General features: G+C 67.1%; 20 protein-coding genes. 10 read left to right on the top strand and 10 right to left on the bottom strand.

Annotated features, from left to right (window positions below; genetic code table 11):
* Position 1: 1 nt before the first annotated feature.
* Together eat and GJG85_RS00880 are read right to left on the bottom strand one after the other, a co-directional pair.
* Positions 2-1,414: an ethanolamine permease gene (gene eat / locus GJG85_RS00885; protein WP_050015869.1), complete on the bottom strand. Its 1,413-nt coding sequence runs from the start codon at positions 1,412-1,414 to the stop codon at positions 2-4.
* A 218-nt stretch (positions 1,415-1,632) separates the two neighbouring features.
* Entirely contained in the window at positions 1,633-3,096 is a 1,464-nt protein-coding gene (locus GJG85_RS00880) for a mechanosensitive ion channel (protein ID WP_204383537.1), read from the bottom strand.
* Positions 3,097-3,371: 275 nt separating this feature from the next.
* Here GJG85_RS00880 and GJG85_RS00875 point away from each other — a divergent pair, with 275 nt between their 5' ends.
* The gene (locus GJG85_RS00875) at positions 3,372-4,253 is read left to right on the top strand and encodes an AraC family transcriptional regulator (protein WP_050015865.1); all 882 of its coding nucleotides are present in this window, start codon (positions 3,372-3,374) and stop codon (positions 4,251-4,253) included.
* A gap of 159 nt (positions 4,254-4,412) precedes the next feature.
* Here the strand turns inward: GJG85_RS00875 and GJG85_RS00870 are convergent, their stop codons facing one another.
* Positions 4,413-4,790 (bottom strand): zinc ribbon domain-containing protein, encoded by a 378-nt coding sequence (locus tag GJG85_RS00870; protein WP_050015863.1) that lies wholly within the window; start codon positions 4,788-4,790, stop codon positions 4,413-4,415.
* 10 nt (positions 4,791-4,800) lie between these two features.
* Positions 4,801-7,347 carry a heavy metal translocating P-type ATPase gene (locus GJG85_RS00865; RefSeq protein ID WP_204383535.1) on the bottom strand — a complete coding sequence of 849 codons (2,547 nt, stop codon included), beginning with the start codon at positions 7,345-7,347 and terminating at the stop codon, positions 4,801-4,803.
* Between the two features lie 82 nt (positions 7,348-7,429).
* Between GJG85_RS00865 and cadR the strand changes: the two genes are divergently transcribed.
* Both cadR and GJG85_RS00855 read left to right on the top strand, forming a co-directional pair.
* Positions 7,430-7,861, top strand: a complete 432-nt coding sequence (gene cadR / locus GJG85_RS00860) for a Cd(II)/Pb(II)-responsive transcriptional regulator (RefSeq protein WP_006477300.1) — start codon at positions 7,430-7,432, stop codon at positions 7,859-7,861.
* 68 nt (positions 7,862-7,929) lie between these two features.
* Positions 7,930-8,502: a PadR family transcriptional regulator gene (locus tag GJG85_RS00855; RefSeq protein ID WP_089488028.1), complete on the top strand. Its 573-nt coding sequence runs from the start codon at positions 7,930-7,932 to the stop codon at positions 8,500-8,502.
* A 45-nt stretch (positions 8,503-8,547) separates the two neighbouring features.
* On the opposite strand, the gene GJG85_RS00850 is transcribed toward GJG85_RS00855, so the two are convergent.
* From GJG85_RS00850 to GJG85_RS00835, 4 genes are all read right to left on the bottom strand, one after another.
* Entirely contained in the window at positions 8,548-9,984 is a 1,437-nt protein-coding gene (locus tag GJG85_RS00850; protein ID WP_204383533.1) for an FAD-binding oxidoreductase, read from the bottom strand.
* 15 nt (positions 9,985-9,999) lie between these two features.
* On the bottom strand, positions 10,000-10,788 hold the full coding sequence (locus tag GJG85_RS00845) for an ABC transporter substrate-binding protein (RefSeq protein WP_050016021.1): 789 nt from the start codon (positions 10,786-10,788) through the stop codon (positions 10,000-10,002).
* Between the two features lie 49 nt (positions 10,789-10,837).
* On the bottom strand, positions 10,838-11,992 hold the full coding sequence (locus GJG85_RS00840; RefSeq protein ID WP_011694020.1) for a pyridoxal phosphate-dependent aminotransferase: 1,155 nt from the start codon (positions 11,990-11,992) through the stop codon (positions 10,838-10,840).
* 206 nt (positions 11,993-12,198) lie between these two features.
* Complete coding sequence (locus GJG85_RS00835; RefSeq protein ID WP_050015853.1) at positions 12,199-12,867, bottom strand: TetR/AcrR family transcriptional regulator; 669 nt, start codon at positions 12,865-12,867, stop codon at positions 12,199-12,201.
* Positions 12,868-12,987: 120 nt separating this feature from the next.
* On the opposite strand from GJG85_RS00835, the gene GJG85_RS00830 reads away from it, so the two are divergent.
* The 7 genes from GJG85_RS00830 to GJG85_RS00800 all read left to right on the top strand — a co-directional run bounded on the left by GJG85_RS00830 (position 12,988) and on the right by GJG85_RS00800 (position 19,205).
* Positions 12,988-14,640, top strand: coding sequence for an acyl-CoA dehydrogenase family protein (locus GJG85_RS00830; RefSeq protein ID WP_050015852.1), 1,653 nt, complete (start codon positions 12,988-12,990; stop codon positions 14,638-14,640).
* A 50-nt stretch (positions 14,641-14,690) separates the two neighbouring features.
* A complete protein-coding gene (locus GJG85_RS00825) occupies positions 14,691-16,199 on the top strand; it encodes an AMP-binding protein (protein WP_204383531.1) in 1,509 nt (502 codons plus the stop codon).
* Between the two features lie 172 nt (positions 16,200-16,371).
* Complete coding sequence (locus GJG85_RS00820) at positions 16,372-17,031, top strand: PAAR domain-containing protein (protein ID WP_089488026.1); 660 nt, start codon at positions 16,372-16,374, stop codon at positions 17,029-17,031.
* A 10-nt stretch (positions 17,032-17,041) separates the two neighbouring features.
* Positions 17,042-17,587 carry a hypothetical protein gene (locus GJG85_RS00815; RefSeq protein ID WP_089488025.1) on the top strand — a complete coding sequence of 182 codons (546 nt, stop codon included), beginning with the start codon at positions 17,042-17,044 and terminating at the stop codon, positions 17,585-17,587.
* Between the two features lie 4 nt (positions 17,588-17,591).
* On the top strand, positions 17,592-18,317 hold the full coding sequence (locus GJG85_RS00810) for a M35 family metallo-endopeptidase (protein ID WP_080334332.1): 726 nt from the start codon (positions 17,592-17,594) through the stop codon (positions 18,315-18,317).
* A 4-nt stretch (positions 18,318-18,321) separates the two neighbouring features.
* Positions 18,322-18,801: a hypothetical protein gene (locus tag GJG85_RS00805; RefSeq protein WP_204383529.1), complete on the top strand. Its 480-nt coding sequence runs from the start codon at positions 18,322-18,324 to the stop codon at positions 18,799-18,801.
* Positions 18,798-19,205 carry a hypothetical protein gene (locus GJG85_RS00800; protein WP_080334331.1) on the top strand — a complete coding sequence of 136 codons (408 nt, stop codon included), beginning with the start codon at positions 18,798-18,800 and terminating at the stop codon, positions 19,203-19,205. Before GJG85_RS00805 ends, GJG85_RS00800 begins: the two co-directional genes overlap by 4 nt.
* Before the next feature lie 225 nt (positions 19,206-19,430).
* Here GJG85_RS00800 and GJG85_RS00795 read toward each other — a convergent pair whose 3' ends face one another.
* Together GJG85_RS00795 and putA are read right to left on the bottom strand one after the other, a co-directional pair.
* Entirely contained in the window at positions 19,431-20,570 is a 1,140-nt protein-coding gene (locus tag GJG85_RS00795; RefSeq protein WP_050015844.1) for a branched-chain amino acid ABC transporter substrate-binding protein, read from the bottom strand.
* A gap of 84 nt (positions 20,571-20,654) precedes the next feature.
* Complete coding sequence (gene putA, locus GJG85_RS00790) at positions 20,655-24,587, bottom strand: trifunctional transcriptional regulator/proline dehydrogenase/L-glutamate gamma-semialdehyde dehydrogenase (RefSeq protein ID WP_204383527.1); 3,933 nt, start codon at positions 24,585-24,587, stop codon at positions 20,655-20,657.
* Positions 24,588-24,880: the final 293 nt, after the last annotated feature.

Below are 24,880 nucleotides of genomic sequence, written 5' to 3'. Positions count from 1 at the left end.
CTCACTCCTCCAGCAGCGCGTCGCCGGGTGCGCTCGCGCGCTGCGAACGGGTCGCGAGGAAGTACGCGTAACCGACCGCGAGGAAGCCGACGAACACCAGCGCGACCAGCCCGTTGAAAACCACCATCGTCGCGAGGCAGACGAGCGCCGCCAGGATCGCAAAGGCCGGGAAGATCGGGTACAGCGGCGCGCGGAACGGCCGCGCCAGGTTCGGCTGCGAGCGGCGCAGCTTGAACAGCGACGCCATGCTGACGATATACATCACGATCGCACCGAACACCGACATCGTCACGATATTCGCGGTGAGCGTCTGCCCGCCGAACTGGATCAGCTCGTCGCTGTAGATCGCGGCAATCCCGACCACGCCGCCCGCGAGAATCGCGCGATGCGGGGTCTTGAAGCGCGGATGCACCTTGCCGAGCCATTCGGGCAGGTAGCCTTCGCGGGCCAGCGCGAAGATCTGGCGCGAATAGCCGAGGATGATCCCGTGGAACGACGCGACGAGCCCGAACAGCCCGAGCCACACGAGCATGTGCATCCAGCCGCTGTTCGCGCCGACGATGTACTTCATCGCCTGCGGCAGCGGATCGTTGATGTTCGCGAGCTTGGTCCAGTCGCCCGCGCCGCCGGCGAACACCATCACGCCGATCGCGAGCGCCACGAGGGTCAGGATCCCGGCCACGTACGCGATCGGAATCGAGCGCTTCGGGTTCTTCGCTTCCTCGGCGGCCATCGCGACGCCTTCGATCGCGAGGAAGAACCAGATCGCGAACGGAATCGCCGCGAACATCCCGTGGAACGCGCCCACGCTGAAGTGATCGGCGCCCGACCAGCCGCCCTTCGTGAAATTGCTCCACGTGAAGCCCGGCGACACGACGCCCATGAACACCAGCAGCTCGAAGATCGCGAGCAGCGTGACGACGAGCTCGAAGGTCGCCGCGATCTGCACGCCGACGATGTTCAGCGCCATGAACACGAGATACGCGCCCATCGCCGCGTGTTTCGGTTCGAGCCCCGGAAACTGCACGTGCAGGTACGCGCCGATCGCGAGCGCGATCGCGGGCGGCGCGAACACGAATTCGACCAGCGTCGCCGCGCCGGCCAGATAGCCGCCGGTCGGGCCGAACGCGCGCCGCGCATACGCGAACGGGCCGCCCGCATGCGGGATCGACGTCGTCAGCTCGGTGAAACTGAAGATGAAGGTGGTGTACATCGCCGCGACGAACAGCGCGGTGATCACGAAACCCAGCGTGCCCGCGCTCGCCCAGCCGTAGCTCCAGCCGAAGTATTCGCCGGAAATCACGAGGCCGACCGCGATGCCCCACAGTTGCCAGGTCCCGAGCGTCTGCTGCAGCGCGGGCTGGCCGGAGGACTTGGCGCCGGCGGCGGGCCGGCCATTCGACTCTGCTTTCATCGGACTCTCCTCAAAGGCGCCGGCCTGCGGGCCCGCGCGACTGAGAATCGATGCTAGAGAGTCATTAAACGACGTGTTATCGAAATTCGGCAAAGATCGCGGCTGACATTTCGCTTGCGGAAACGCTTTCGAAAACGCTCGCGGCAACGCCGGCCGCCCGCGTTGCCACGCCGCTCCGGCCCGCGCGATGCGGGCCGGAGCGGCCGTGCCGGCCGGCGTTACTGGCCGCCGCCGCGCTGATTGAACCAGCGGTCGAGCAGCTTGCCGGCCGCTTCCCGGCCGCCGAGGCCGAACGACAGCGCGACGGCCACCGCGATCGCGCCGAGCACGAGGCCGAACGCGAGCTGGACGATTTCGTTCGCGATGCCCATCGCGCGCAGCCCCATCGCGAACACGAGGCCGAGGATCGCGAATTGCGCGATCCGCGCGAACAGCACGCTGTGCTCGCGGTCGGCCTGCTCGATCACGCGGCGCGCGAGGCCCGCGAGCCACACGCCGATCACGAGGATCACGCCGCCCGTCAGCACGTGGCCGCCGAATTCGATGAACAGCGTGACGACGTCGCGCACCTGCGTGAAGCCGAGCCGGTTCGCGGCCTCGACCGACGCGAACAGCATCGCGAAGAACACGATCAGCCGCGCGACCAGCACCGACGGCTGCAGGATGCCCGAGAACACGCGCTCGACGCCGAGCACGGCCGGCAGCCCGTCGACGCCGGCCGCTTCCAGCAGCTTCTGCGCGAGCGACGCGACGAAGCGCGCGAAGTAGAACGTGACGAGCACGATCACGATCGCCGCGACGATGTCCGGCACCGCGCCGAGGAACTGGTTCAGCATGTTGGTCGCGGGGATCGAGATCGCGTCGATCTTCAGTGCGTCGAGCGCGGAGATCAGCGTCGGCACGAACACGAACACGTAGACGATCGTGCCGACCAGACTCGACACGCGCACCGGCGTCGGGCTGTCGATGCCTTGCGTGAGGCGGTCGGCGCCGGCGGCGACCAGCAGGTTCGTCACGAGGCCGCGCAGCACGCGCGCGACGATCCAGCCGACGAAGCCGATCACGGCGGCCGCGAAAATGTTCGGCACGATCGCGAGCAGCTTGTCGACCATCCCCTGCACCGGCGACAGCAGGCCCGACAGCGCGAACGACGCGAGGATCGCCGGCAGGAACATCAGGATCACGAGCCAGAACAGCACGTCGCCGAGATAGCCGCTCATCGGCTGCATGCCGGCGCTTTCGGACAGCGTGGCGTCGACCTTGCTCGCCTTCAGCGCCCGGTTCGCGAGGCTGCGCAGCAGCGACGCGATCAGCCACGCGATCAGCGTCAGCGCCGCGCCGCCGATCAGGTTCGGCAGGTAGTTGACGATGTGCGTGACGAGCAGCGAGAACGGATTGGAGACCGCGTACAGGTTGAGCACGTTGAAGATGCCCACCGCGGTGACGAGCAGCACGAGCCAGAACAGGCCGCCGGCGATGATGCGTTCGACGCACGCGCCCTGGCCCGTGCTGTCGGTGATCCGCTGATCGACCTTCAGCGCGCTGAGCAGCCGGAGCGCGCCGGCCCGCACCGCGACGGCGATCAGCCAGCCGATCACCAGGATGCCGATCGCGCCGGCGATCTTGGGCAGGTATCCGCCTAGTGTGGCCTGCAGCGACGTGATGAAGCTGGAAGCATCCATTTCTTCTTCTCCCGAAAACGTGGTGTGGCGATTGAACATCGACGAACGACCTGCGTAATTCGAAATGCGTGCTGCCCCGTCCAAGCAACTTACCCGAGAAAAATGACGCGTTCACCCGATTTCACCGTCTTTAACTTTAGACATAGATTTCGGAGGGGCAAGACCCCATTTCGCTGAAATCAAAAAGGGGCTGATCGTTGGGTGTCCGGCATTTCCGCAAGATTTGTCCATTCGGCCCGTGCTACCGTGGCGTCGGTTCCAGCCCGGACACGCCGATGACCCCAGCCGAAACGAAACCCGACCCGCCCGCGTGGGTGCGCTACGCGGCGAGCGTGGCGCGCGTTCACGCGTACATCAGCGCGCATCTCGACGGCCCGCTCGACCTGAACCGGCTCGCCGAAGTCGCGTGCCTGTCGCCGTATCACTGGCAGCGCGTCTACCGCGCGCTGTACGGCGAGTCGATCGTGCTGACGGTGCGGCGGATGCGGATCGTGCGGGCGTCCGAGGATCTGGTCTGCACCGCGCGGCCGCTCGACGAGATCGCGCGGCGCGCGGGCTACGGTTCGACGCACGCGTTCGCGCGGGCATTTCGCGACGCGTACGGCGTGTTGCCCGCGCAGCACCGGCGCACCGGCATCCACCGGCCGATTTATCCACTACAGCGAGGAGAGGAAGACATGTTCAAGCACGAGGTCGAGATCCGGCGGCTGCCGGAACTGCGCGGCTACGCGGTGGCGCACACCGGTGCGTATATGAAAGTGGGCGACGCGTTCGGGCGCATCGGCGCGTGGGCTGGGCAGCGCGGGCTGATCGGCCCGGGCGCGAAGATGATCGGGATTTTCTACGACGATCCGGACACGACACCCGAAGCGCAACTGCGCGCGAAAGCGTGCTGGATGCCGGCCGACGGCGCGCCGGACGTCGCGCCCGTGCCGCCGGTCGAGCGCGCGACGATCGCGGGCGGCGAATACGCGGTGCTGCTGCATACCGGGCCGTATGCGGACCTGAAGACGGCCTACCAGTGGCTCTACGGCGACTGGCTGCGTCACTCGGGCCGCGAAGCCGCCGACGCGCCGCCGTTCGAGCTATACCTCAATACGCCGATGGATACGGCTCCGGCCGACCTGCGCACCGAAATTCACCTGCCGCTGCGCTGAGTAAAGGGCGCGTCCCGGAGCCGTGTATCCGGACGGACCGCGACGATATTGCCGGTGCGAGCACGCCGGGGATGACATCGGGCATGTCGGTGCGCCGGCCGTCGAACGAAGCGTGCCGGCCTGTGCTTATGCGTGGCCGGCGCGAAGGTGCGGATAGCGTCAAGCCGCCTGCGTTCCGCAGCCGGGACAGAACCGCGCGTCGGCCGCCAGCGCCGCGTGGCAGCGGCTGCAGGCCTTGCCGCGTTGCGCCGCGCCGCACTGCGTGCAGAAGCGTGCATCGGCTGCGTTGAGTGCGCCGCAGCCCGCGCACGCGAGCTGGCTCAGCGGCAGATTGCCGCCCTGGCCACCGCCGCCCGCGTCGGCCGGCGCCTGCCAGCCCCAGCCGTGGCGATCGCGGCCGCGCGCATCGTGGCCGCCGTGCCCGCCCTGGCGCAGGCCACCGTGACGCCCGCCGCCGTGGCCCCCGTTTCCGCTATTGCTGTGCCCGCTGCCATGACCACCGCCGTGGCCGCCGAGAATCCGTTTCAGGAAGCTCATCGCCCGCTCCTCAACGCTTGGCCGGGACGTCGCCGAACGCCCCGGACGACGACAGCAGCCGCAAACCGTTGGCCACGACGATCAGGCTCGCGCCCGCGTCGGCGAAGACCGCCATCCACATCGTGCCGAGCCCCGCGACCGTGAGGCCGAGGAACACGACCTTCACGCCGAGCGCGAAGCCGATGTTCTGCACCAGCACGCGGTGCGTCGCGCGCGACAGCCGCACGAACGCGGGAATCTTGCGCAGGTCGTCGTCCATCAGCGCGACGTCGGCCGTCTCGATCGCCGTGTCGGTACCCATCGCGCCCATCGCGAAGCCGATGTCGGCGCGCGCGAGCGCCGGCGCATCGTTGATCCCGTCGCCGACCATCCCGACCGCGCCCGCGCCGCCCGCCGACAGTTCCTCGACCGCCGCGAGCTTGTCTTCCGGCAACTGGTTGCCGCGCGCATCGTCGATGCCGGCCTGCCCCGCGATCGCCTGCGCGGTATGCGGGTTGTCGCCCGTCAGCATCGCGGTGCGGATGCCGAGCGCATGCAGATCGGCGATCGCATCGCGGCTCGTGTCCTTGATCGTGTCGGCCACCGCGAAGATGCCGAGCACGCGCGTGGCGTCGACCAGCACGACGACGCTCTTGCCCTGCCGCTCCAGCGCGTCGAGCTTCGCCTCGAGCGCCGCCGAGCAGCGCTCCCGTTCCTCGACGAGCCGGTGATTGCCGAGCCAGTAGCGCGTGCCGTCGATCGTGCCGCACACGCCGCGCCCGACGATCGCTTCGAAGTCCTGCACGTCGGCGAATGCGGTCGTGCCGGCGTCGCGGGCCGCGGCCGCAATCGCCTGCGACACCGGGTGATCGGAGCGCGCCGCGAGGCTCGCGCCGAGATGCCGCACGCGCGCCGCATCGGCACCGTCCGCATGCACGTCGAAGTCGGTCTGCACCGGCTTGCCGTGCGTGATCGTGCCGGTCTTGTCGAGTGCGAGCCACGCGAGCTTGCGCCCTTCTTCCAGATAGACGCCGCCCTTCACGAGAATCCCGCGCCGCGCCGCGGCCGCGAGCCCCGACACGATCGTCACCGGCGTCGAGATCACCAGCGCGCACGGGCACGCGATCACGAGCAGCACGAGCGCGCGGTAGATCCAGTCGTGCCACGCGCCGCCCATCACGAGCGGCGGCGCCACCGCGACCAGCAGCGCGACCGCGAACACGATCGGCGTGTAGACGCGCGCGAACTGGTCGACGAAGCGCTGGGTCGGCGCCTTCGCGCCCTGCGCTTCCTCGACCGCGTGGATGATCCGCGCGAGCGTCGAGTTGGCCGCGACGGCCGTCACGCGGTAGTCGAACGAACCCGATTCGTTGATCGTGCCCGCGTACACGGCGTCGCCGCTCGCCTTTTCGACAGGCAGGCTCTCGCCGGTGATCGGCGCCTGGTTGACCGTCGAGCGGCCGGCGACGACCTCGCCGTCCAGCCCGATCCGCTCGCCCGGCTTCACGCGCACGACCGCGCCCAGCGCGACCTGTGCGGCTTCGATCGTGCGCCACGCGCCGTCGGCCTGCTGCACGGTCGCGGTGTCCGGCGCGAGCTGCATCAGCCCCTGGATCGCATTGCGCGCGCGGTCGAGCGACTTCGCCTCGATCAGCTCGGCGATCGTGAACAGCACCATCACCATCGCGGCTTCCGGCCACTGGCCGATCGCCATCGCGCCCGTCACCGCGATGCTCATCAGCGCGTTGATGTTCAGGTTGCCGTTGCGGATCGCGATCCAGCCTTTCTTGTACGTGGTGAGCCCGCACGCGAGCACCGCGGCGAGCGCGAGCGCCGCCGACAGCCACACCGGCAGCCCGGCCCAGGTCGCGCCTTCGGATGCGATCGCGGCGACGCCGGCGAGCGCGAGCGGCCACCACGGTTTGGCGGGCGGCGGCGCGGTGGGCGCTGCCGGTGCATCGGCCGACGCGGCTTCCGGCGTCATCCCGAGCGAGCGGATCGCGCTTTCGAGCGCCGGTTGCGCGCCGGGCACGTGCTCGACGGTCAGCATCCGCTGCATCAGGTTGAATTCGAGCGCCGATACCTGCTGCATGCCGCCGAGCTTTTTGCGGATCAGCGTTTCCTCGGTCGGGCAGTCCATCTGCATGATCCGGAACGCGGAGCGCACGTGACCCGACGCGGTCGCCTGCGCGACCGGCAGCGGCGCGAGCGTCAGCGCGGCAGGCGCGCAGCAGTCGCCGGCCGCGTGGTCGTGGTCGTGGTCGTGGTCGTGGTCGTGGTCGTGGTCGTGGTCGTGGTCGCGACCGGCATGGTCATGCGCGGCGTGGTCGTGCGAGCACGACGCGCCATGCCGATGCGTATCCGTGTGAGCCTCGTCGTGATCGTGGTCATGGCCCGCATCGCCATGCGCGGCGTGGCCGTGGCCGTGATCGTGGTCATGGCCGTGCGCGCGCTCGCCGGCCGCCGGCGCCGCATCGGCAACGGTCGCCGTCTGCGTGTCGCGCGCATCGGCGCAACACGTATCGGCGCCGCCGGCATGACGGTGTCGTGGGTCGTGGGGACGCTGGGCGTCGGTCATGACAACCTCCTTTCGTGGCTTGACGGTGTAGAGTTAACACCCTGAAGCCACTACAAGGTCAACCCTTACACGGGAGAAAGGCATGAAGATTGGCGAACTGGCCAAAGCGGCCCGCTGCACGCCCGAGACGATCCGTTTCTACGAGAAAGAGGGGCTGATGCCAGATGCGGAGCGCACCGATTCGAACTACCGCAACTACACCGACGTGCACGTCGAACGGCTGCGCTTCATCCGCAACTGCCGCGCGCTCGACATGGCGCACGACGAAATCCGCGCGCTGCTGCGGCTCACCGACACGCCGGCCGACCGCTGCGATTCGATCAATTCGCTGCTCGACGATCACATCGGACACGTCGACGCGCGCCTCGCGGAACTCACGCATCTGCGCGACCAGCTCACCGAACTGCGCCGCCAGTGCGTCGGCGAGCACTCAGTCGAGGATTGCGGCATCGTGCACGGTCTCGCGACGATGGAAACCGTCGCGCCGGCCGCGAAGCGCTCGCATCTCGGCTGAAACCCTTGTCAAACAAGATAGTCTGGTAGAGAATAGTTATATTATAACTAGATATATATTTACTATTCATATCTATGATTCGTCCGTCCCCGCTCGCGCTGGCCGTCCTCGCGACGCTCACCGAAACGCCGATGCATCCGTACGGGATGCTGCAGCAACTGAAGGCCCGCGGCTACGACGAAGTCGTCAACGTGCGGCAGCGCACGAGCCTGTACCAGACGATCGACCGGCTGCTGCGCGACGGGCTGATCGTCGTGCACGACACCGAGCGTGACGGCGCGTTTCCGGAGCGCACGCTGTATGCGCTGACCGAAGCCGGGCACACGGCCGGGCAGGCGTGGCTGCATGCGCTGCTCGCGGAGCCCGCGCGTGAATTTCCGGCGTTCGGCGCCGGCCTCGCGTTCCTGCCGCTGCTCGATGCGGAAGATGCGCGCCACCAGCTCGAGCTGCGCATCGCGCGTCTCGACGCCGAACGCGAGCGGCTGGAGGCGCTGCGCGCCACCGCGCAGGCCGACCAGGTGCCGCGCCTGTTCCTGTTGCAGAACGAATATGCGCTCGTGCTGCTCAATGCGGAGCTCGAGTGGGCGCGCAGCGTCGTCGAACACCTGAAGATCGGCGCGCTGCGCTGGGTGGACGGCTGATGCGTCGCGCCGGCCGTTTTCCGTGAGGAACGGGCGTCGGCAGCGTCAAAGCACCTTGCCGGGATTCAGGATCCCAAGCGGGTCCAGCGCGGCCTTCAGGCGTCGCATCAATCCGATTTCCGCGTCGCTGCGTGTGTGCGCCAGATAAGGACGTTTGAGCACGCCAATCCCGTGCTCGGCCGACACCGAGCCGCCCATGTCGCGCACCACCGCATACACGCAGCAATCGAGCGCATCGGCATCCGTGTCGGTCATCTCGGCCAGCGACACGCCGATATGCACGTTGCCGTCGCCGACATGGCCGAAGAACAGGCACGTGAGCGCCGGCCAGCGCGCCCGCAACGCCGCCCCGCAGCGTTCGGCGAACGCGCCGAGTTCGCCCGTCGGCAGACTCACGTCGAAGTTGACGAGATGGGGCAGCGCATCGATCGCAAGCCCTTCGCGCAGCGTCCACAGGTCGCGCGCCTGCCGCTCGGAAGTCGCGAGCACCGCATCGTCGATGAGCCCTGCATCGAGCCCCGCAGCCAGCCCCGTTTCGAGCGCATGGTGCGCATCGCCGCCCGGCGCGCTCGTCGCGCATTCGATCAACACCACGAAACCGCCGTCGCCGACGAATGGCGCCGACACACCGGGCGTATGGCGCGCGACGTAGTCGTAGAACGCCGGCCACATCGCCTCGAAACTGACGACTTCCGGCAGCGTGCGCACGCGGTTCCACAGCGCGACCACCGCCTCGTAGTCGCGCACGCGGCAGAGCGCCGTGGCCGGCGCCGCCAGCAACGGATGCAGCCGCAGCACCGCGCGCGTGACGACGCCGAGCGTCCCTTCGCTGCCGATGAAGAGCTGCTTCAGGTCGTAGCCCGCGTTGTTCTTCAGCATCCGGTTCATCGACGACACGACCGTGCCATCCGCGAGCACCGCCTCGAGCCCGAGCACCTGCTCGCGCATCATCCCGTAGCGGATCGCGCGCGTGCCGCCCGCATTGGTCGCGAGCATGCCGCCGATCTGGCACGAGCCGCGCGCGCCGAGATCGACGCCGAACGTGAAGCCCGCCGCGTGCGCGGCGTCCTGCACCGTCTGCAGCGGCGTGCCCGCGCGCACGGTGATCGTGCTGGCCGCCGCGTCGAGCGCGTCGATGCCCGCGAAGCGCTCCATCGACAGCACGACCTCGCCGCCCAGCGCGACCGCGCCGCGCGCGAGCCCCGTCAGCCCGCCTTGCGGCACGACCGGCTGGCCGAGCCGCGTGCATAACGCGAGCGTCCTCGACACGTCGTCGACGCTACGCGGGCGCACCAGCGCGCGCGGCCGCACGCCGGCCGGCTCGTTGTACGCGGTGAAGTAACGCGGCTCGATGTCGGCCGCACGCGTGACGAGCGCATCGCCCAGTTCGTCGGCGAGCACGGCAGCGACGGCATCGTCCGGCAGCGGCAGCGGCGTGCCGCCCGGTTCGCTGCCCGCGGCGCTCGGGTTCGGAGTCGGCATCGCGCGCGCCCCCGCTTACTTCGTCGAGATGTCGATATCGCCGAAATACTTCAGGCCGAGCGACTTCACCGTGCCGTCCGCCTTCAGCTTGTCGATCGCCGCGTCGAGCTTCGCCTTCAGCGCGTCGTCGCCCTTGCGCAGGCCGAACGCGATGCCGCTGCCGAGAATCTTGTCGTCGTGCACCGGCTGCCCGACGAACGAGAAGCCCTTGCCGTCCGGGCGCGACAGGAAACCGCGCTGGCCGGACGGCGCGAGCACGAGCGTCGCGTCGAGGCGGCCGGCGACCAGATCCGCATACGCCTGGTTCTGGTCCTGGTACGCGACGACCGCGACGCCGGCCGGCTCCCAGTGCGCCTTCGCGAAGGTTTCCTGGATCGACGCCTGCAGCACGCCCACGCGCTTGCCCTTCAGCGATTCGGGCGTCGGCAGCAGCCCGCTGCCGGTGCGCGCGATCAGCTGGGTCGGCACGCGATAGATGATCGTCGTGAAGTCGATCGCCTGGCGCCGCTGCTCGGTCGCGTTCATCGCCGAGTTGATCGCGTCGAACTTGCGGCCCTTCAGCGCCGGAATCAGCCCGTCGAACGAGGTCTCGACCCATTTGCACGACAGCTTCGCCGTCTGGCAGACGGCATTGCCGACGTCGATGTCGAAGCCCTGCAGGTCGCCGTTCGGCGCCTTCGATTCGAACGGCGGGTATTGCGCTTCGAGGCCGAAGCGCAGCGTCGGCGCATCGGCGAGCGCCGTGCCGGAGCCGATGGCGCACGCGAGTGCGAATGCGAGTTTCAGGGTTGCCGTGTGCTTCATCGTGATCTCCAAGTGTCCGGTCGATGCGACGTCTCCGCCGCCGGTTGTCCTACAGCGAACGCAGCCGCCGCGCGCCTTCGACGAGCGTCGCGTCGTCCTTCGAAAAACTGAGCCGGATCACGCCGGCGTCGGTGCCGTCGGTATAGAACGCCGACAGCGGAATCGTCGCGACGCGCGCGTCGCGGATCAGGCGCAGCACGAAATCGCTGTCGCTTTCATCCGAGAAGTGGCGAAAGCGCGCGAGCATGAAGAACGAGCCTTCGCTCGGCAGCAGCTCGAAACGCGAATCGGCCAGCTCGCGCGCGAGCAGGTCGCGCTTGGCCTGGTAGAACGCCGAGAGGCCGAGATAGCTGTCCGGCCGCGCGAGGATCTCCGCGAACGCGACCTGCATCGGCGTATCGGCCGAGAACACCATGAACTGGTGCACCTTGCGGATCTCGTCCATCAGTTCGGCCGGCGCGAGGCAATGGCCGACCCGCCAGCCGGTCACGTGGAACGACTTGCCGAACGACGACACGATCACGCTGCGCTCGGCCAGCTCGCGGTGGCGCGCGACGCTCTGGTGCTGCGCGCCGTCGAACACGACGTGCTCGTAGACTTCGTCGGACAGCACCACGATCCCCGTGTCGCGCGTGAGCTGCGCGAGCCGCTCGAGATCGTCGGCGGAGAACACCGTCGCGGTCGGGTTGTGCGGCGTGTTGACGATGATCATCCGCGTGCGCGGCGTGATGGCCGCGGCCACCTCGTCCCAGTTCACGCGGAAATGCTCGGGCGACAGCTTGATCGCGACCGGCGTCGCGCCTTGCAGCCGCACGATCGGCGCATAGCTGTCGAACGACGGCTCGAAATAGATCACCTCGTCGCCCGGATGCACGAGCGCGCTGATCGCCGCGTACAGCCCCTCGCTCGCGCTCGCGATCACCGTGATCTCGGTCGCCGGATCGTAGCGCGCGCCGTACAGCGCCTCGGTCTTCTCGGCGAGCCGCTCGCGCAGCGCGATCACGCCGGCCATCGGCGCATACTGGTTGTGACCGTCGCGCATCGCGCGCGCGACGCCTTCGACGAGCGCCGGATCGGGCGCGAAATTCGGCGCGCCCTGCGACAGGTTCAATGCGTCGTGTTGAGCAGCCAGTTGGCCGATCACCGTGAAGATCGTCGTCCCGACGTCGGGCAGTTTCGAACGGGGCGCGGTGGCGCTTCGCATGACTCCTCCTCCTGATGTCCTTCGGGCGGGCCGCGCCGTGCGCGACCTGCATCTGCCGCATGATTTAGCCCGAACCAATATCGGCGGACAATCGAAAGTTCGTCATGGAGGCCATGCATTTTTCTCATGGTTCGCCGGGAGAAGAGCTTGGCGGCAAGGCGGGTCTGCGCGCCTGATATGCGAATCAGGCATTTCCCCCGGGAAGGCTACGCGTCCGCGGCCGCGAGATACGCGAGCAGCACGGCTCGCAGTTCGCGGCGCTGCGCGGCGAAATCGAGCGCGGGCCCGAGCGTCAGCAGCGCCTGCGACAGGCCGCCGTAGCAGATCGTATGGGCCATCCGCGCGAGCCCGTCGAGCCGCGCGGCGGGCGGCGGATCGGCCGCGTGGGCCAGCGCGTCGCGCCACAGCGCGACATAGGCGTCGTAATGCCGGCGATAGGCGGTCAGCGGCGACACCTGCCGCTCCAGCGCGAACAGCGCGCCCCACAGCGCCGCGTCGGCGGCGATCGTATCGACCTGGAGATCGACCAGCGCGACGGCGAGCTCGGCCCGCGGCGCACCGCGCAGCCGCTGCACCGCGTCGCGCAGCCGGTCGGCCAGCGCCAGCACGCGGCGATGAATACAGAGCGCCGCGAGGCTCTGCTTGTCGCCGAAATATTCGTAGAAGGTGCCGATGCTGACACCCGCGACGGCCGCGATCTCGCGGATCGTCGCCTTCGCGTAGCCGCGTTCGAGCAAAAGCTGAACGAACGCCTGTTGCAGCGCGTCGGAGCTCGCCTGCGCGCGCGACTGGCGCGGCCGGCGACGCAACGCGGGCGCGGGTTGCGCCGTCGGCGAGCCGGGCGGCGCCGGAACCTGAACATGTCGCGGCGGCATATTTGCTACTCTGAATTCAGCAGGGAATACGTTTTACCGGCAGCCGGAACCCGCGCCGAAGCGCGTTGCGCGCGGCACGACGCCGGCTGACCGTGAAGCATAAGACCGGAGACGACCGCGATGACCGACTCGACCCACGCCGTCACGAACCAGTTCGACGAACTCGTCGACTATAACCTCTTCGCGACGGATCTCGCGCTGCGCGACGCGCTCGTCCGGGCCGGCGCCGACTGGGCCGTACCGCAGCTCGACGCATACGGCGCGCGGCTCGGCAGCGCCGACACCGCGCAACTCGCCGACGAAGCGAACCGCCACACGCCCGAACTGAACGCGTTCGACCGGCGCGGCCGGCGCATCGACCGCGTCGACTTCCATCCCGCCTGGCACGCGCTGCTCGGCCAGTATCGTCACGAAGGCTTCGTGTCGCTCGCGTTCCGCGAGTCGCGCCGCGGCCGCTGGGCCGCGACGGCCGCCGGCTTCTACCTGCACGGCCAGATCGAGGCCGGCACGCTGTGCCCGGCGACGATGACGCAAGCCGCGATTCCCGTGCTGCAGAAAGAGCCGGCGCTGTGGGACCTGCTGCGCGACAAGCTCTACAGCGACGACTACGATGCGCGCGACGTGCCGGTCGCCGACAAGCGCGCGATCTGGTTCGGCATGGGCATGACCGAGAAACAGGGCGGCTCCGACGTGCGCGCAAACACGACGCTCGCCACGCCGGTCGGCGCGGGCGGCCGCGGCGGCGAATACCGGCTGCGCGGCCACAAGTGGTTCTTTTCCGCGCCGATGTGCGACGCGCACCTCGTCGTCGCGCGCACCGAAGCCGGCGGCCCGTCGTGCTTCTACGTGCCGCGCTGGCGGCCGGACGGCACGAAAAACGCGGTCGAGATCCAGCGGCTGAAGAACAAGGTCGGCAACCGCAGCAACGCGAGCAGCGAAATCGAGCTGAACGATGCGTGGGGGATCATGCTCGGCGATGAAGGCCGCGGCATTCCGACCATCATCGAGATGGCCACCTACACGCGGCTGAACTGCGTGCTCGGCAGCGCGGCGATGCTGCGCCAGGGCGTCGTGCAGGCGATCGCGTACACGCGCCAGCGTCACGCGTTCGGCCGCGCGCTCGCCGAGCAGCCGCTGATGCGCACCGTGCTCGCCGATCTCGCGCTCGAAAGCGAGGCGGCGCTGTCGCTCGCGATGCGGCTCGCCGATGCGTTCGAACGCGACGACTCGCCCCGCGAACGCGCGTGGAAGCGGATCGTCACGCCCGCCGCGAAATTCTGGGTCTGCAAGCGCGCGGTCGAGCTGACCGGCGAGGTGATGGAAGTGTTCGGCGGCAACGGCTACGTCGACGACGGCCCGATCGCGCGCCTGTTCCGCGAGGCGCCCGTCAACTCGATCTGGGAAGGCTCGGGCAACGTGATGTGCCTCGACGTGCTGCGCGCGGTGTCGCGCGAGCCCGATGCCGCCGCCGCGCTGTTCGACGAACTCGCCGACCTCGGCGCGGGCGAACCGCGCATCCGCGCGGCGCTCGACGCGTTGCGCGCGATGCTCGCCGCCCCGGCCGACACGCTCGAAGCGTCGGGCCGCGTGTTCGCGCAGCGGCTCGCGCTCGTCGCGCAGGCGTGCCTGCTGCGCCGCGATGCACCGGCGGCCGTCGCCGACGCGTTCGTCGCGACGCGGCTCGCCGCGCCCGACTGGGGCCGTATCGCGGGCGGCTTCGATCCGCGCGCGATCGACGTCGCCGCGCTGCTGCAGCGCGCGTACCCGGCCTGACGCCGGCCCGCTCAACCGAATTCGCGTTCGTTCGCCCGCCCGGAGCCCCGATGAACCTCGTCGCCGCCCTCGACCGCGCCGCCCGTGCGACGCCCGACAAGCCGTTCCTCGTCAGCGAATCCGCGACGATCACGTATGCGGCCGCACGCGAGCGTTCGCACCGCGCGGCGGCCGTGCTGAGCGCGCTCGGCGTCGCGGCCGGCGACCGCGTCGCCGCGATGTGCTTCAACACGCCGGCCTTCGTCGACCTGATGTTCGGCGCATGGCGCCTCGGCGCGGCGTTCGTGCCGATCAACCACAAACTGCAGGCGCCGGAAGTCGACTACGTGCTCGAACACAGCGGCAGCACCGTGCTGCTGTTCGACGTCGCGCTCGCGCCGGTGGTCGAGCGCATCGTGCATCCGGCGCGGCGGCTCGTGACCGAAGGCGAACTCGACGGCGTGCCGAACTTCGACACGATGTGCGCGACGATAGACGGCCTCGCGGGCATCGAGCCGGCCGACGACGACGTCGCGCAGATCCTCTACACGTCCGGCACGACCGGCCGCCCGAAGGGTTGCGTGCACAGTCATCGCACGGTGACGCTCGCCGCGATGCAAGCGGCGCTCGCCATCGGCATCGGCTGCAACGAACGCACGCTGATGGCGATGCCGATCTGGCATTCGTCGCCGCTGAACAACTGGTTCGGCGGCACGCTGGTCGCGGGCGGCACCGTCGTGCTGCTGCGCGAATACCATCCGCTGCGCTTCCTGCAGACCGTCGAGCGCGAGCGCGTGACGCTGTATTTCGGCGCGCCGGTGTCGTACACGCTGCCGCTCGACACGGTCGACGGCTTCGCGGCGTTCGATCTGTCGAGCGTGCGCGCGTGGCTGTACGGCGGCGGCCCGATCGGCGCCGCGCAGGCCGAACGGCTCGCCCGTGCGTATCGCAGTCACGCGTTCTTTCAGGTGTACGGAATGACGGAAGCGGGGCCGGCCGGCACGACGCTGTATCCGGACGAGCAGATCGCGAAGGCCGGCTCGATCGGCCGCCACGGTGGCCCGGGCGTCGACCTGAGGGTCGTGCGGATGGACGGTGTCGATGCGCGGCCGGGCGAGACCGGCGAGATCTGGTTGAAGGCCGACAGCATGATGCTCGGCTATCTCGACGACGCGGCCGCGACGCGTGCCGCGTTCGCGCCGGGCGGCTGGTATCGCACCGGCGACCTCGCACGGATCGATCAGGAGGACTATCTGTTCATCGTCGACCGGCTGAAGGACATGATCGTCACCGGCGGCGAGAACGTCTATTCGAAGGAGGTGGAGGACGTGCTCGGTGCGCACCCGGACATCGCCGAGGCGGCCGTCGTCGGCGTCGCGCATCCGGACTGGGGCGAGACGGTCGTCGCGCACGTCGTGACGCGGGCGAACGCGGCGGCCGATGCGGACGCGCTGCGCGCGTTCTGCGGCGAGCGGCTCGCCGCGTACAAGATCCCGCGCGAGTTCGCGTTCGTGCAGGCGCTGCCGCGCACGCCGACCGGCAAGTTGCAGAAGTTTCTGCTGCGCGTGCGCAGGGACTGAGTATCCGCGATTGAGCTAGCGCATTCGCGCACGCGCGGTCAATGCAACAGGCGGAACGGAACAAGTAATAGAAGTTACCAGCGCTGAATCATATTCGTCCGATTGATCGACGTTTCTTATCTGGAATAGCGTCTCTAGGCAGCCATTCCATTTACTGAGACAGGGAAGCCGGATGAAAAACGAACACAAAGCACCGACCCATCTTTTCGCCACCGTTGGCGCACTCACGGAACGCGGTGGACGCGTCACCACCGCAACCAGCGGCCTGAACCTGGCAGGATTAGAAGTCGCCTGCGTCGGCGACGTAGTGACCTATGACGACGGCAGCGAGGCCGCGATTATCGACGGCGCGGGAAACAACCATAGCGGAGGCAAGCCGTTCGCGCTGGTCGGCAGCCGGTTGAGCAACGGTGACCGAATTACCGAAACGCCGCGCACCTCATGGGGCATTCACGTGCGGGAGGGGCAAAGCATTGCGGGCCTGTTCGATCCCACCTATGTGCCGCCACCCGCACCGCCTGCCTATAGACTGGCGGTACGTGGCGCGACAACAGCGCGCGGCGATGCATTGCGCGAGCCGTCCGGCACGTGGGAAGTAGCGTCGCACCTGGGAAAGCCTGCCACGGTGGGCGACCTGATCCACTATCCGGACGGTTCAACCGCGCACGTGACGAGCGGTCTGGGTTTGGCAGACAGGCCCGACTTCGCGCCGCTCGCATTCGTTGGAAGCGAACTCGATAACGGCGACACGATCACTGATAGCCCCGAGCGACGAGGCGTGGCGTCGTCCGTTGTATTTGGCATCGTCACCCGCTCGTCCATGCCCCGCTGAGGTAGCGCTCATGATCCGCTACTTTCTTGCCAAAGGCGACCGCGCCGGGGAAGCGGTGATTGTCGAGGGCCTCGATACCGTGACCTGTTCCAATCCGCCGCCGACGGTTCATATCGCCACGCTCGATATGAAGACCTACTGTTCGGCCTGCAAGCGCGAAGGATACATCGCACCGCAAGGGCCGCGCTGGCCCGGTACCGGCCCGAACGGCAAACAGTGGGCATTGAGCGGGGATATCAATGTCTGCGGATGCAACCCACCGCCGATCTTCTACGCTGAGCGCGGCATGCGGATGACTTTCACTGCGGGCGAAATTGCGGCGCTGAATGGGCGCAAACCTGGTGCAGCCCATCTGCCGTTTGCCTCATCGGATGCCGTACATGACGAGCAATTTACCTTGCTCGATGATGCGCACCGCCCGCTCGTCAACGTTCGCTATCGAATCGTCACCGACACCGGGCAGATCTTCGCAGGCATCACGGACGCGGCCGGGCAAACACATCGAATTGCCACCGACGCCGCAGCATCTCTGAAAATCTATACGAAGGGGCATTGACGCGATGAGCGGTTTTTCGGGAAATAAATACGACTTCGAAGATCAGGAAAACGAAGAATGGGTCCTCGTCCATTCGGGGGCCGTCACCAATACCAATCCGGGGTCGATGATCTATGTGTCCATCAACACGATGCCAATTTGCCCCAACATGAGCAACAAGGCATTCAGATCCCTAATAATGCGACTACGGGACACCGCGGTGATCTTAATTGAGGAGCGCATATCGGATCTGGCGCGATGGGATAAAACTGCCCGAGATAGAGTGCAATTCTGGTTTGGCCGAAGCGACGAAGCGATACGTCAAAAACTAAGTTTCGGCCTCCCCAAGCTCGCTGCGGCTATGTGCGAACTACAGCCCGAGAAGATCATCAGATGGGACGAACAAAGCCAGCGGCAACTTACATGCTCAGTGGCCCCTGATACTGGCGCAAATGACGCGGCTGTATGCAAGCCCGATTCGGCACGTCGCATAATCGCGATCTACCCGCATTTCTGCACTGTCGAGGATGTTTACGTTGCTGGAAACTGCAAATTGAAAATTCTCATTCACGAATGTTCCCATTACATTGACACATTCGATGCGGACGACGTCAACTATGGGTTTGCTCGAGGAATCGGATATTGGGCACAAGCCAATCCAGAAGGTGCAGATAGAAATGCAGACAGCATTGCATGCTACATCGCGCACTTTGATGAAATAAGTGAATTCTTAAAAAAGAATATTTGGTGATTGAATGATAAAACTTCTGATCCCCGTTGCTGCGCTTGCTGGTGCCGCTTTTATTCAACATGCAAGCGCTTGTACGATATCGGAACACATGCTCGAAAGCGTGCCTCTGAATTATCCCGGCATTCCAAATGCATATCGAATAAAGATAGTGGATATGGTTTTGGCTGCGCGGCAATGGCCCGATGTTGAAGTGCAGGCGCAAATCATCGCCAGCGCATATGTCGGCGAACGCAACTCCTTGAGTCTGGCAAAGTCGAGAGGTGACCAGCTGAAAGACTTCCTGATACAGCTTGGCATCAAGCCTCAATATATCCATGTTGACACGCACGTCAATCGAATTACATACCCAATCGATAGCACGGGCCATGGAGGATACTTGCAGCTCGGCGTGAGTCTTCTGCCTTTCTGCAAAAATGGATGTGGAAATTTATGCGACGCTCCGGCGTCTCGTCGACAACAAAACTCACCAAATAATAAACTATGAAATTAATTGCCGGCCTATGCGTCGTCGCGTCCAGTCATGCATCTGCATGTGTCGCAAGCGAAAATTTCGATATCCATTTTCCGAAAAACAGTTCATATATATCGAATTCTGAAATCGTCCGCACTGCAAACTGGACAGCAGACCAGAAAATCGCCTACGCACGTCACGTAACCAAGGAAACAACGCTGATTAGCGGCCATGCCGAGGAAAGTGAACAGAGCGCACTGCCCCTTGCACAATCGCGAATGCAAACCGCGTATGCGCTGCTGAAGCAATTCGGTTTTCTACGTGGAACCATTAAGACGAGCGCCCGCGTCTACTCGCATGGGGACGTAGATAATGGGCGGCGTGTGGAAATTTCCTTCCTGCCCGATTGCCCCAACAAGTGCTGTGAAGATAAGTAACCTCGCACTGCCGCCAGTCGCATCGATGAGACATTGACGTACACACGCGGCGCCCCCGTCGGAACATACCCAACCCGTTGAATCATCGCCGGCAAGAGCCGTATGTACTACCTGGCCGTGCACCGCCAAAGAAAAAGCCACCCGGCCCGACGGCCCGGTGGCTTTTTCACACGACCGGCCGGACAGCGACATGCGCCGCCGGCCGCGCGTCACATCAAAGGCTGCTTACTTCCCGCCGATGCTCTTCAGCGGCTTCCAGTCGCCCTTCTCGACCTTGTACATCGTGATGCCGCCGTTCTTGAGGTCCCCCTTCGCGTCGTACGCGACGTGCGTCGACGTGACGCCGGCCATGTCGGTCTTCGCGAGCACCGGCAGGTACTTCGCCGGATCGGTCGAATCGGCCTTCTTCATCGCGTTCAGCATCGCCATCGCGCCGTCGTACGCGTACGGCGAGTACGTCTGCACGTCTTCGCCGAAGCGCTTCTTGTACTTGTCGGCGTAAGCCTTGCCGCCCGGCATTTCTTCCAGCGGAAGGCCGGCCAGCGACGCGATCGTGCCTTCGGCCGCGTTGCCCGCGATCTTCAGGAACGTCGGCGTCTTCACCATTTCGCCGCTCATCAGCGGGGCGGTGATGCCGAGCGCCTTCATCTGCTTGACCATCGGCGCAGCCTGCGAATCCGCGCCGCCGTAGTAGACGAGGTCCGGCTTCGCCGCCTTCAGCTTCGTCAGAATCGCCTTGAAGTCGACAGCCTTGTCGTTCGTGAATTCACGGTCGACGATCGTCGCGCCGCCGGCCTTCGCGGCCTTCTCGAACTGGTCGGCGAGACCCTGGCCGTAGGCCGTGCGGTCGTCGACGATCGCGATCTTCTTCATGCCGAGATCCTTCGACGCGAACGTGCCGGCCACCGAGCCCTGCTGCGTGTCGGACGTCATCATGCGGAAGGTCGTCTTGTAACCCTGCTGCGTGTATTCCGGCGCCGTCGCCATCGCGATTTCCGGAATGCCCGCGTTCGCGTAGATGCGCGAAGCCGGAATCGTCGTGCCCGAGTTGAAGTGACCGAGCATGCCCTTGATGCCGTCGTCGACCAGCTTCTGGGCGACCGTCGTACCCGTGCGCGGGTCGGCCTGGTCGTCCTGCGTGTCGAGCACGAACTTCACGGCCTTGCCGCCGATCTTCGGGTTCGTCGCGTTGAAGTCTTCCAGCGCGAGCACGATCCCGTTCTGCATATCCTTGCCGTAGTGCGCCTGCGCGCCCGTCATCGGCCCTGCGTAACCAATCTTCACGTCGTCCGCATGGGCCGTCCCCGCCAGCGACATGACCGCGACGAACGTCGCGCCTGCCACTTTTTTCATCGTGTGTTGCATAGCATCTCCTTGGTACCAGGGTAAATGGAGCGGCTTCGGGATCGCCTGGCCGCTTCCTTTGTTTGATCCGAACGGCAAGGATGATCAGCCGATCGTCATCAAATTCGCATTGCCGCCCGCCGCGGCCGTGTTCACGCTCACCGAGCGTTCCGTCAGCAACCGCTCGAGCGCGTAGTCTTCCGCGTCGCCGTTCTCGAACGCGCCCGCCGACACGCCCTGCACCGACACGATCGGGCCGGGGCGCTGCGCGACGTCCTTCACGAGCGTCTGCAGCTCGTCGCTGTCGCCTTCGAACAGCACCGCGTCGAACGGCGCGTCGGCCTGCTTGCGCACGGCCGCGTGCGCCTTCAGCGACGCCGGCAGCGCGGCGACCAGCGCCTCGCCCGCCGCGCCGGCGAACAGCGCGCGGTTGCCCGTCGCCAGCACCGCCGCGAACTGCGCACGCGCGCCGCCCGGCGTGGCCGCGACACACAGCACCGTGCCGCGCGGGCCGAGTGTATACGTGTTTCGCTCGCCCGTCGGGCCGGTCAGCACCGCGGTTGCGCCGGCTGGCACCTGTGCGAGGTAACCGTCGCAGCGTGCGGCGAGCGCCGGCTCGCGCTGCTCGATCAGCCAGTCGCGCAGTGCGGTGAGCGCTGCCGCCGGATTACCGCGCGCGTCGCCATCGGCCGCGCCGTCCGCGATCAGCGACTCCGCGAGCGCACGCGGCAGCCCCGACGGACGCGTCGCGAGCAGGCGCTGCAGGTACAGCGCGCCGCCGGCCTTCGGCCCCGTACCCGACAGCCCTTCGCCGCCGAACGGCTGCACGCCGACCACCGCGCCGATCACGTTGCGGTTCACGTAGATGTTGCCCACGTGCGCATTCGAGATCACGTGCGCGATCGTCTCGTCGATCCGCGTGTGGATGCCGAGCGTCAGCCCGTAGCCGGTCGCGCGGATCTGCTCGAGCAGCTTGTCGAGCTGGCTGCGGCGGTAGCGCACCACGTGCAGCACGGGGCCGAACACTTCACGCTTCAGCTCGTCGATACTGCCGATCTCGATCAGCGTCGGCGGCACGAACGTGCCGTGCGCGCACGCGTCCGGCATCGGCAGCTGCGTGACCGCATGGCCCTTGTCCTTCATCGCCGCGACGTGCGTGTCGATCGTCTGCTTCGCTTCGCCGTCGATCACCGGGCCGACGTCGGTCGACAGCCGGTCCGGGTTGCCGAGCGCGAGCTCGTGCATCGCGCCCTTGAGCATCGTCAGCGTGCGGTCCGCGACGTCGTCCTGCAGACACAGAACGCGCAGCGCCGAACACCGTTGACCGGCCGAGTCGAACGACGACTGCATCACGTCGGCGACGACCTGCTCCGCGAGCGCCGACGAATCGACGATCATCGCGTTCTGGCCGCCCGTTTCGGCGATCAGCGGAATCGGCTTGCCGTCCGGATCGAGGCGCGCGGCGAGCGTCTTGTTGATCAGGCGCGCGACTTCGGTCGAGCCCGTGAACATCACCGCACGCGTGCGCGGATCGGCGACCAGCGCCGCGCCGACGGTCTCGCCGGTGCCCGGCAGCAGTTGCACCGCGCCGGCCGGCACGCCGGCCTCGCGCAACAGGCGCACGGCTTGCGCGGCGATCAGCGGCGTCTGCTCGGCCGGCTTCGCGAGCACCGTGTTGCCGGCGGCGAGCGCCGCGGCGACCTGGCCCATGAAGATCGCGAGCGGGAAGTTCCACGGGCTGATACAGACGACGGGGCCGAGCGGACGGTGCGTGTCGTTCGAGAATTCGTCGCGGATCTGCGCCGCGTAGTAGCGCAGGAAGTCGACCGCTTCGCGGATCTCGGCGATCGCGTTCGGCAGCGACTTGCCGGCTTCGCGCACGATCAGGCCCATCAGCGTATGCATCTGCGCTTCGAGCAGGTCGGCCGCGCGCACCAGGCAATCGGCGCGCGCATCGACCGGCGTGGCCTGCCAGATCGGCGCGGCGGCCACCGCGTGCGCGAGCGCCGCGCTCACGTGTTCGGACGTCGCTTCGCTGACCGTGCCGACCAGGTCGCGCTGGTCGGCCGGGTTGCGCACCTCGCGCGCCGGCGCGTCGGCGAGCGCGTCGTCGGCGAGCATCGGCGCCGCGCGCCACGGGTGGTGCGCGCTCGCGAGCAGCGCGGACGACAGCGACGCGAGACGGTGTTCGTTCGACAGGTCGAGGCCCATCGAGTTGGGACGCTCGTCGCCGTACAGGTGGCGCGGCAGCGGGATCTTCGCGTGCGGCGCGCCGAGCGGCACGATCTTCGACGCTTCGTCGACCGGATCGGCGACCAGCTCCTTCACCGACACGGTTTTATCGGCGATGCGGTTCACGAACGACGTGTTCGCGCCGTTTTCCAGCAGACGGCGCACGAGGTAGGCGAGCAGCGTCTCGTGCGTGCCGACCGGTGCATACACGCGGCACGGACGATTCAGCTTGTCGCGGCCCGTGACTTCCTCGTACAGCGGCTCGCCCATCCCGTGCAGACACTGGAATTCGTACTGGCCCGGGTAGTAGTTCTGGCCCGCGAGCTGGTAGATCGCAGCCAGCGTGTACGCGTTGTGCGTCGCGAACTGCGGATACACGGCGTCCGGCGCCGCGAGCAGCTTCTTCGCGCATGCGAGATACGACACGTCGGTGTAGATCTTGCGCGTGTAGACCGGATAGCCTTCGAGGCCGTCGACCTGCGCACGCTTAATTTCGCTGTCCCAGTACGCGCCCTTCACGAGGCGGATCATCAGGCGGTGACGGCTGCGGCGCGCGAGATCGATCAGGTAGTCGATCACGAACGGGCAGCGCTTCTGGTAGCCCTGCACGACGAAGCCGATGCCGTTCCAGCCGGCAAGCTCCGGATCGAAGCACAGCGCCTCGAGCAGGTCGAGCGACAGTTCGAGACGGTCGGCTTCTTCCGCGTCGATGTTCAGGCCGATGTCGTAGCGACGCGCGAGCAGCGCCAGCGCGCGCACGCGCGGCAGCAGCTCGCTCATCGTGCGGTCCTGCTGCGAGCGCGAGTAGCGCGCATGCAGCGCCGACAGCTTGATCGAGATGCCCGGGCCTTCGTAGATGCCGCGGCCGCCGGCCGCCTTGCCGATCGCGTGGATCGCCTGTTCGTACGACGCGTAGTAGCGCTGCGCGTCCTCTTCGGTCGTCGCCGCTTCGCCGAGCATGTCGTACGAGTAGCGGAAGCCGCGCGCTTCGTACTTGCGGCTGTTCGCGAGCGCTTCGGAAATCGTTTCGCCGGTGACGAACTGCTCGCCCATCAGGCGCATCGCCATGTCGACGCCCTTGCGGATCAGCGGCTCGCCGCCGCGGCCGATCAGGCGCGTGAGCGCCGACGACAGGCCCGCTTCGCTGTTGGTCGTCACGAGCTTGCCGGTGATCATCAGCCCCCAGGTCGCCGCGTTCACGAACAGCGACGGCGCGTGGCCGACGTGCGAGCGCCAGTCGCCCTTGCTGATCTTGTCGCGGATCAGCGCGTCGCGCGTCGCGCGATCGGGAATGCGCAGCAGCGCTTCGGCGAGGCACATCAGCGCGACGCCTTCCTGGCTCGACAGCGAGAACTCGTGGATCAGCCCTTCGACGCCGCCGCCCGAGCTCTTCTCGCGCAGCGCCTCGACCAGCTTCGTCGCGAGCGCCTGCACGTCCGCCTGCAGGTTCGCGGGCAGGCGCGCCTGGCCGAGCAGGAACGGCACGCACTCCGGTTCCGGCCGGCGGTACGCGGCCGTGATCGCCGCGCGCAGCACCGATTGCGGCTGCACGTTCTGCGCGAACTCGAGGAACGGATGCGGCGAGTTGTCGTCGTCGCCGTCCGCGGCCTGACCGTCGGCGAGCTCCGTCACGCCGCTGTGGCCCGACAGCTCGGGCGGCAACTGGCCGTGCTCGATCCGCTCGAGATACGCGAAGATCGCCTGCTTGATCAGCCAGTGGGGAGTGCGCTCGAGACGCGCTGCCGCGTCTTTCAGGCGCGAGCGGAGAAGGTCGTCGACTTTGACGCCGAGAGTCGTGCTTGCCATGGTGGGTTCGTGCGCCGGTGCGAGCCCGGCAGTATGGTGTGAGAGGATGCGCGAAATCCTACGGCACGCAATAAAAAGGTGCAACCAAATTGAGAGAGGGGTTGCACCCATAAGTTAGTCAATATAATCAGCCACTTATGAGGTTGCAACCTAGGGGTTGCCCGTGGTCGGGGGCTCGGTGTTTTCCCTGATCGGGGCGATTCGGTACGCGTGTGCAACCTTCGGCATGCGCGGAAGCAGTCGAAAACGGGTTGCACTGGGCGGTATGACGCGGTGGGGTGCGGGCGCCGGGC

This window comes from Burkholderia sp. MS389 (genome assembly GCF_016899425.1).
Classification (GTDB): domain Bacteria; phylum Pseudomonadota; class Gammaproteobacteria; order Burkholderiales; family Burkholderiaceae; genus Burkholderia; species Burkholderia sola.
This window is presented reverse-complemented; position numbering and strand designations above follow the sequence as displayed.

What these genes read in the sequence shown, in the direction of transcription:
- eat (WP_050015869.1), bottom strand. Translation starts at nt 1,414, where the DNA reads ATGAAAGCAGAGTCGAATGGCCGGCCCGCCGCCGGCGCCAAGTCCTCC.
- GJG85_RS00880 (WP_204383537.1), bottom strand. Translation starts at nt 3,096, where the DNA reads ATGGATGCTTCCAGCTTCATCACGTCGCTGCAGGCCACACTAGGCGGA.
- GJG85_RS00875 (WP_050015865.1), top strand. Translation starts at nt 3,372, where the DNA reads ATGACCCCAGCCGAAACGAAACCCGACCCGCCCGCGTGGGTGCGCTAC.
- GJG85_RS00870 (WP_050015863.1), bottom strand. Translation starts at nt 4,790, where the DNA reads ATGAGCTTCCTGAAACGGATTCTCGGCGGCCACGGCGGTGGTCATGGC.
- GJG85_RS00865 (WP_204383535.1), bottom strand. Translation starts at nt 7,347, where the DNA reads ATGACCGACGCCCAGCGTCCCCACGACCCACGACACCGTCATGCCGGC.
- cadR (WP_006477300.1), top strand. Translation starts at nt 7,430, where the DNA reads ATGAAGATTGGCGAACTGGCCAAAGCGGCCCGCTGCACGCCCGAGACG.
- GJG85_RS00850 (WP_204383533.1), bottom strand. Translation starts at nt 9,984, where the DNA reads ATGCCGACTCCGAACCCGAGCGCCGCGGGCAGCGAACCGGGCGGCACG.
- GJG85_RS00845 (WP_050016021.1), bottom strand. Translation starts at nt 10,788, where the DNA reads ATGAAGCACACGGCAACCCTGAAACTCGCATTCGCACTCGCGTGCGCC.
- GJG85_RS00840 (WP_011694020.1), bottom strand. Translation starts at nt 11,992, where the DNA reads ATGCGAAGCGCCACCGCGCCCCGTTCGAAACTGCCCGACGTCGGGACG.
- GJG85_RS00835 (WP_050015853.1), bottom strand. Translation starts at nt 12,867, where the DNA reads ATGCCGCCGCGACATGTTCAGGTTCCGGCGCCGCCCGGCTCGCCGACG.
- GJG85_RS00830 (WP_050015852.1), top strand. Translation starts at nt 12,988, where the DNA reads ATGACCGACTCGACCCACGCCGTCACGAACCAGTTCGACGAACTCGTC.
- GJG85_RS00825 (WP_204383531.1), top strand. Translation starts at nt 14,691, where the DNA reads ATGAACCTCGTCGCCGCCCTCGACCGCGCCGCCCGTGCGACGCCCGAC.
- GJG85_RS00820 (WP_089488026.1), top strand. Translation starts at nt 16,372, where the DNA reads ATGAAAAACGAACACAAAGCACCGACCCATCTTTTCGCCACCGTTGGC.
- GJG85_RS00815 (WP_089488025.1), top strand. Translation starts at nt 17,042, where the DNA reads ATGATCCGCTACTTTCTTGCCAAAGGCGACCGCGCCGGGGAAGCGGTG.
- GJG85_RS00810 (WP_080334332.1), top strand. Translation starts at nt 17,592, where the DNA reads ATGAGCGGTTTTTCGGGAAATAAATACGACTTCGAAGATCAGGAAAAC.
- GJG85_RS00805 (WP_204383529.1), top strand. Translation starts at nt 18,322, where the DNA reads ATGATAAAACTTCTGATCCCCGTTGCTGCGCTTGCTGGTGCCGCTTTT.
- GJG85_RS00800 (WP_080334331.1), top strand. Translation starts at nt 18,798, where the DNA reads ATGAAATTAATTGCCGGCCTATGCGTCGTCGCGTCCAGTCATGCATCT.
- GJG85_RS00795 (WP_050015844.1), bottom strand. Translation starts at nt 20,570, where the DNA reads ATGCAACACACGATGAAAAAAGTGGCAGGCGCGACGTTCGTCGCGGTC.
- putA (WP_204383527.1), bottom strand. Translation starts at nt 24,587, where the DNA reads ATGGCAAGCACGACTCTCGGCGTCAAAGTCGACGACCTTCTCCGCTCG.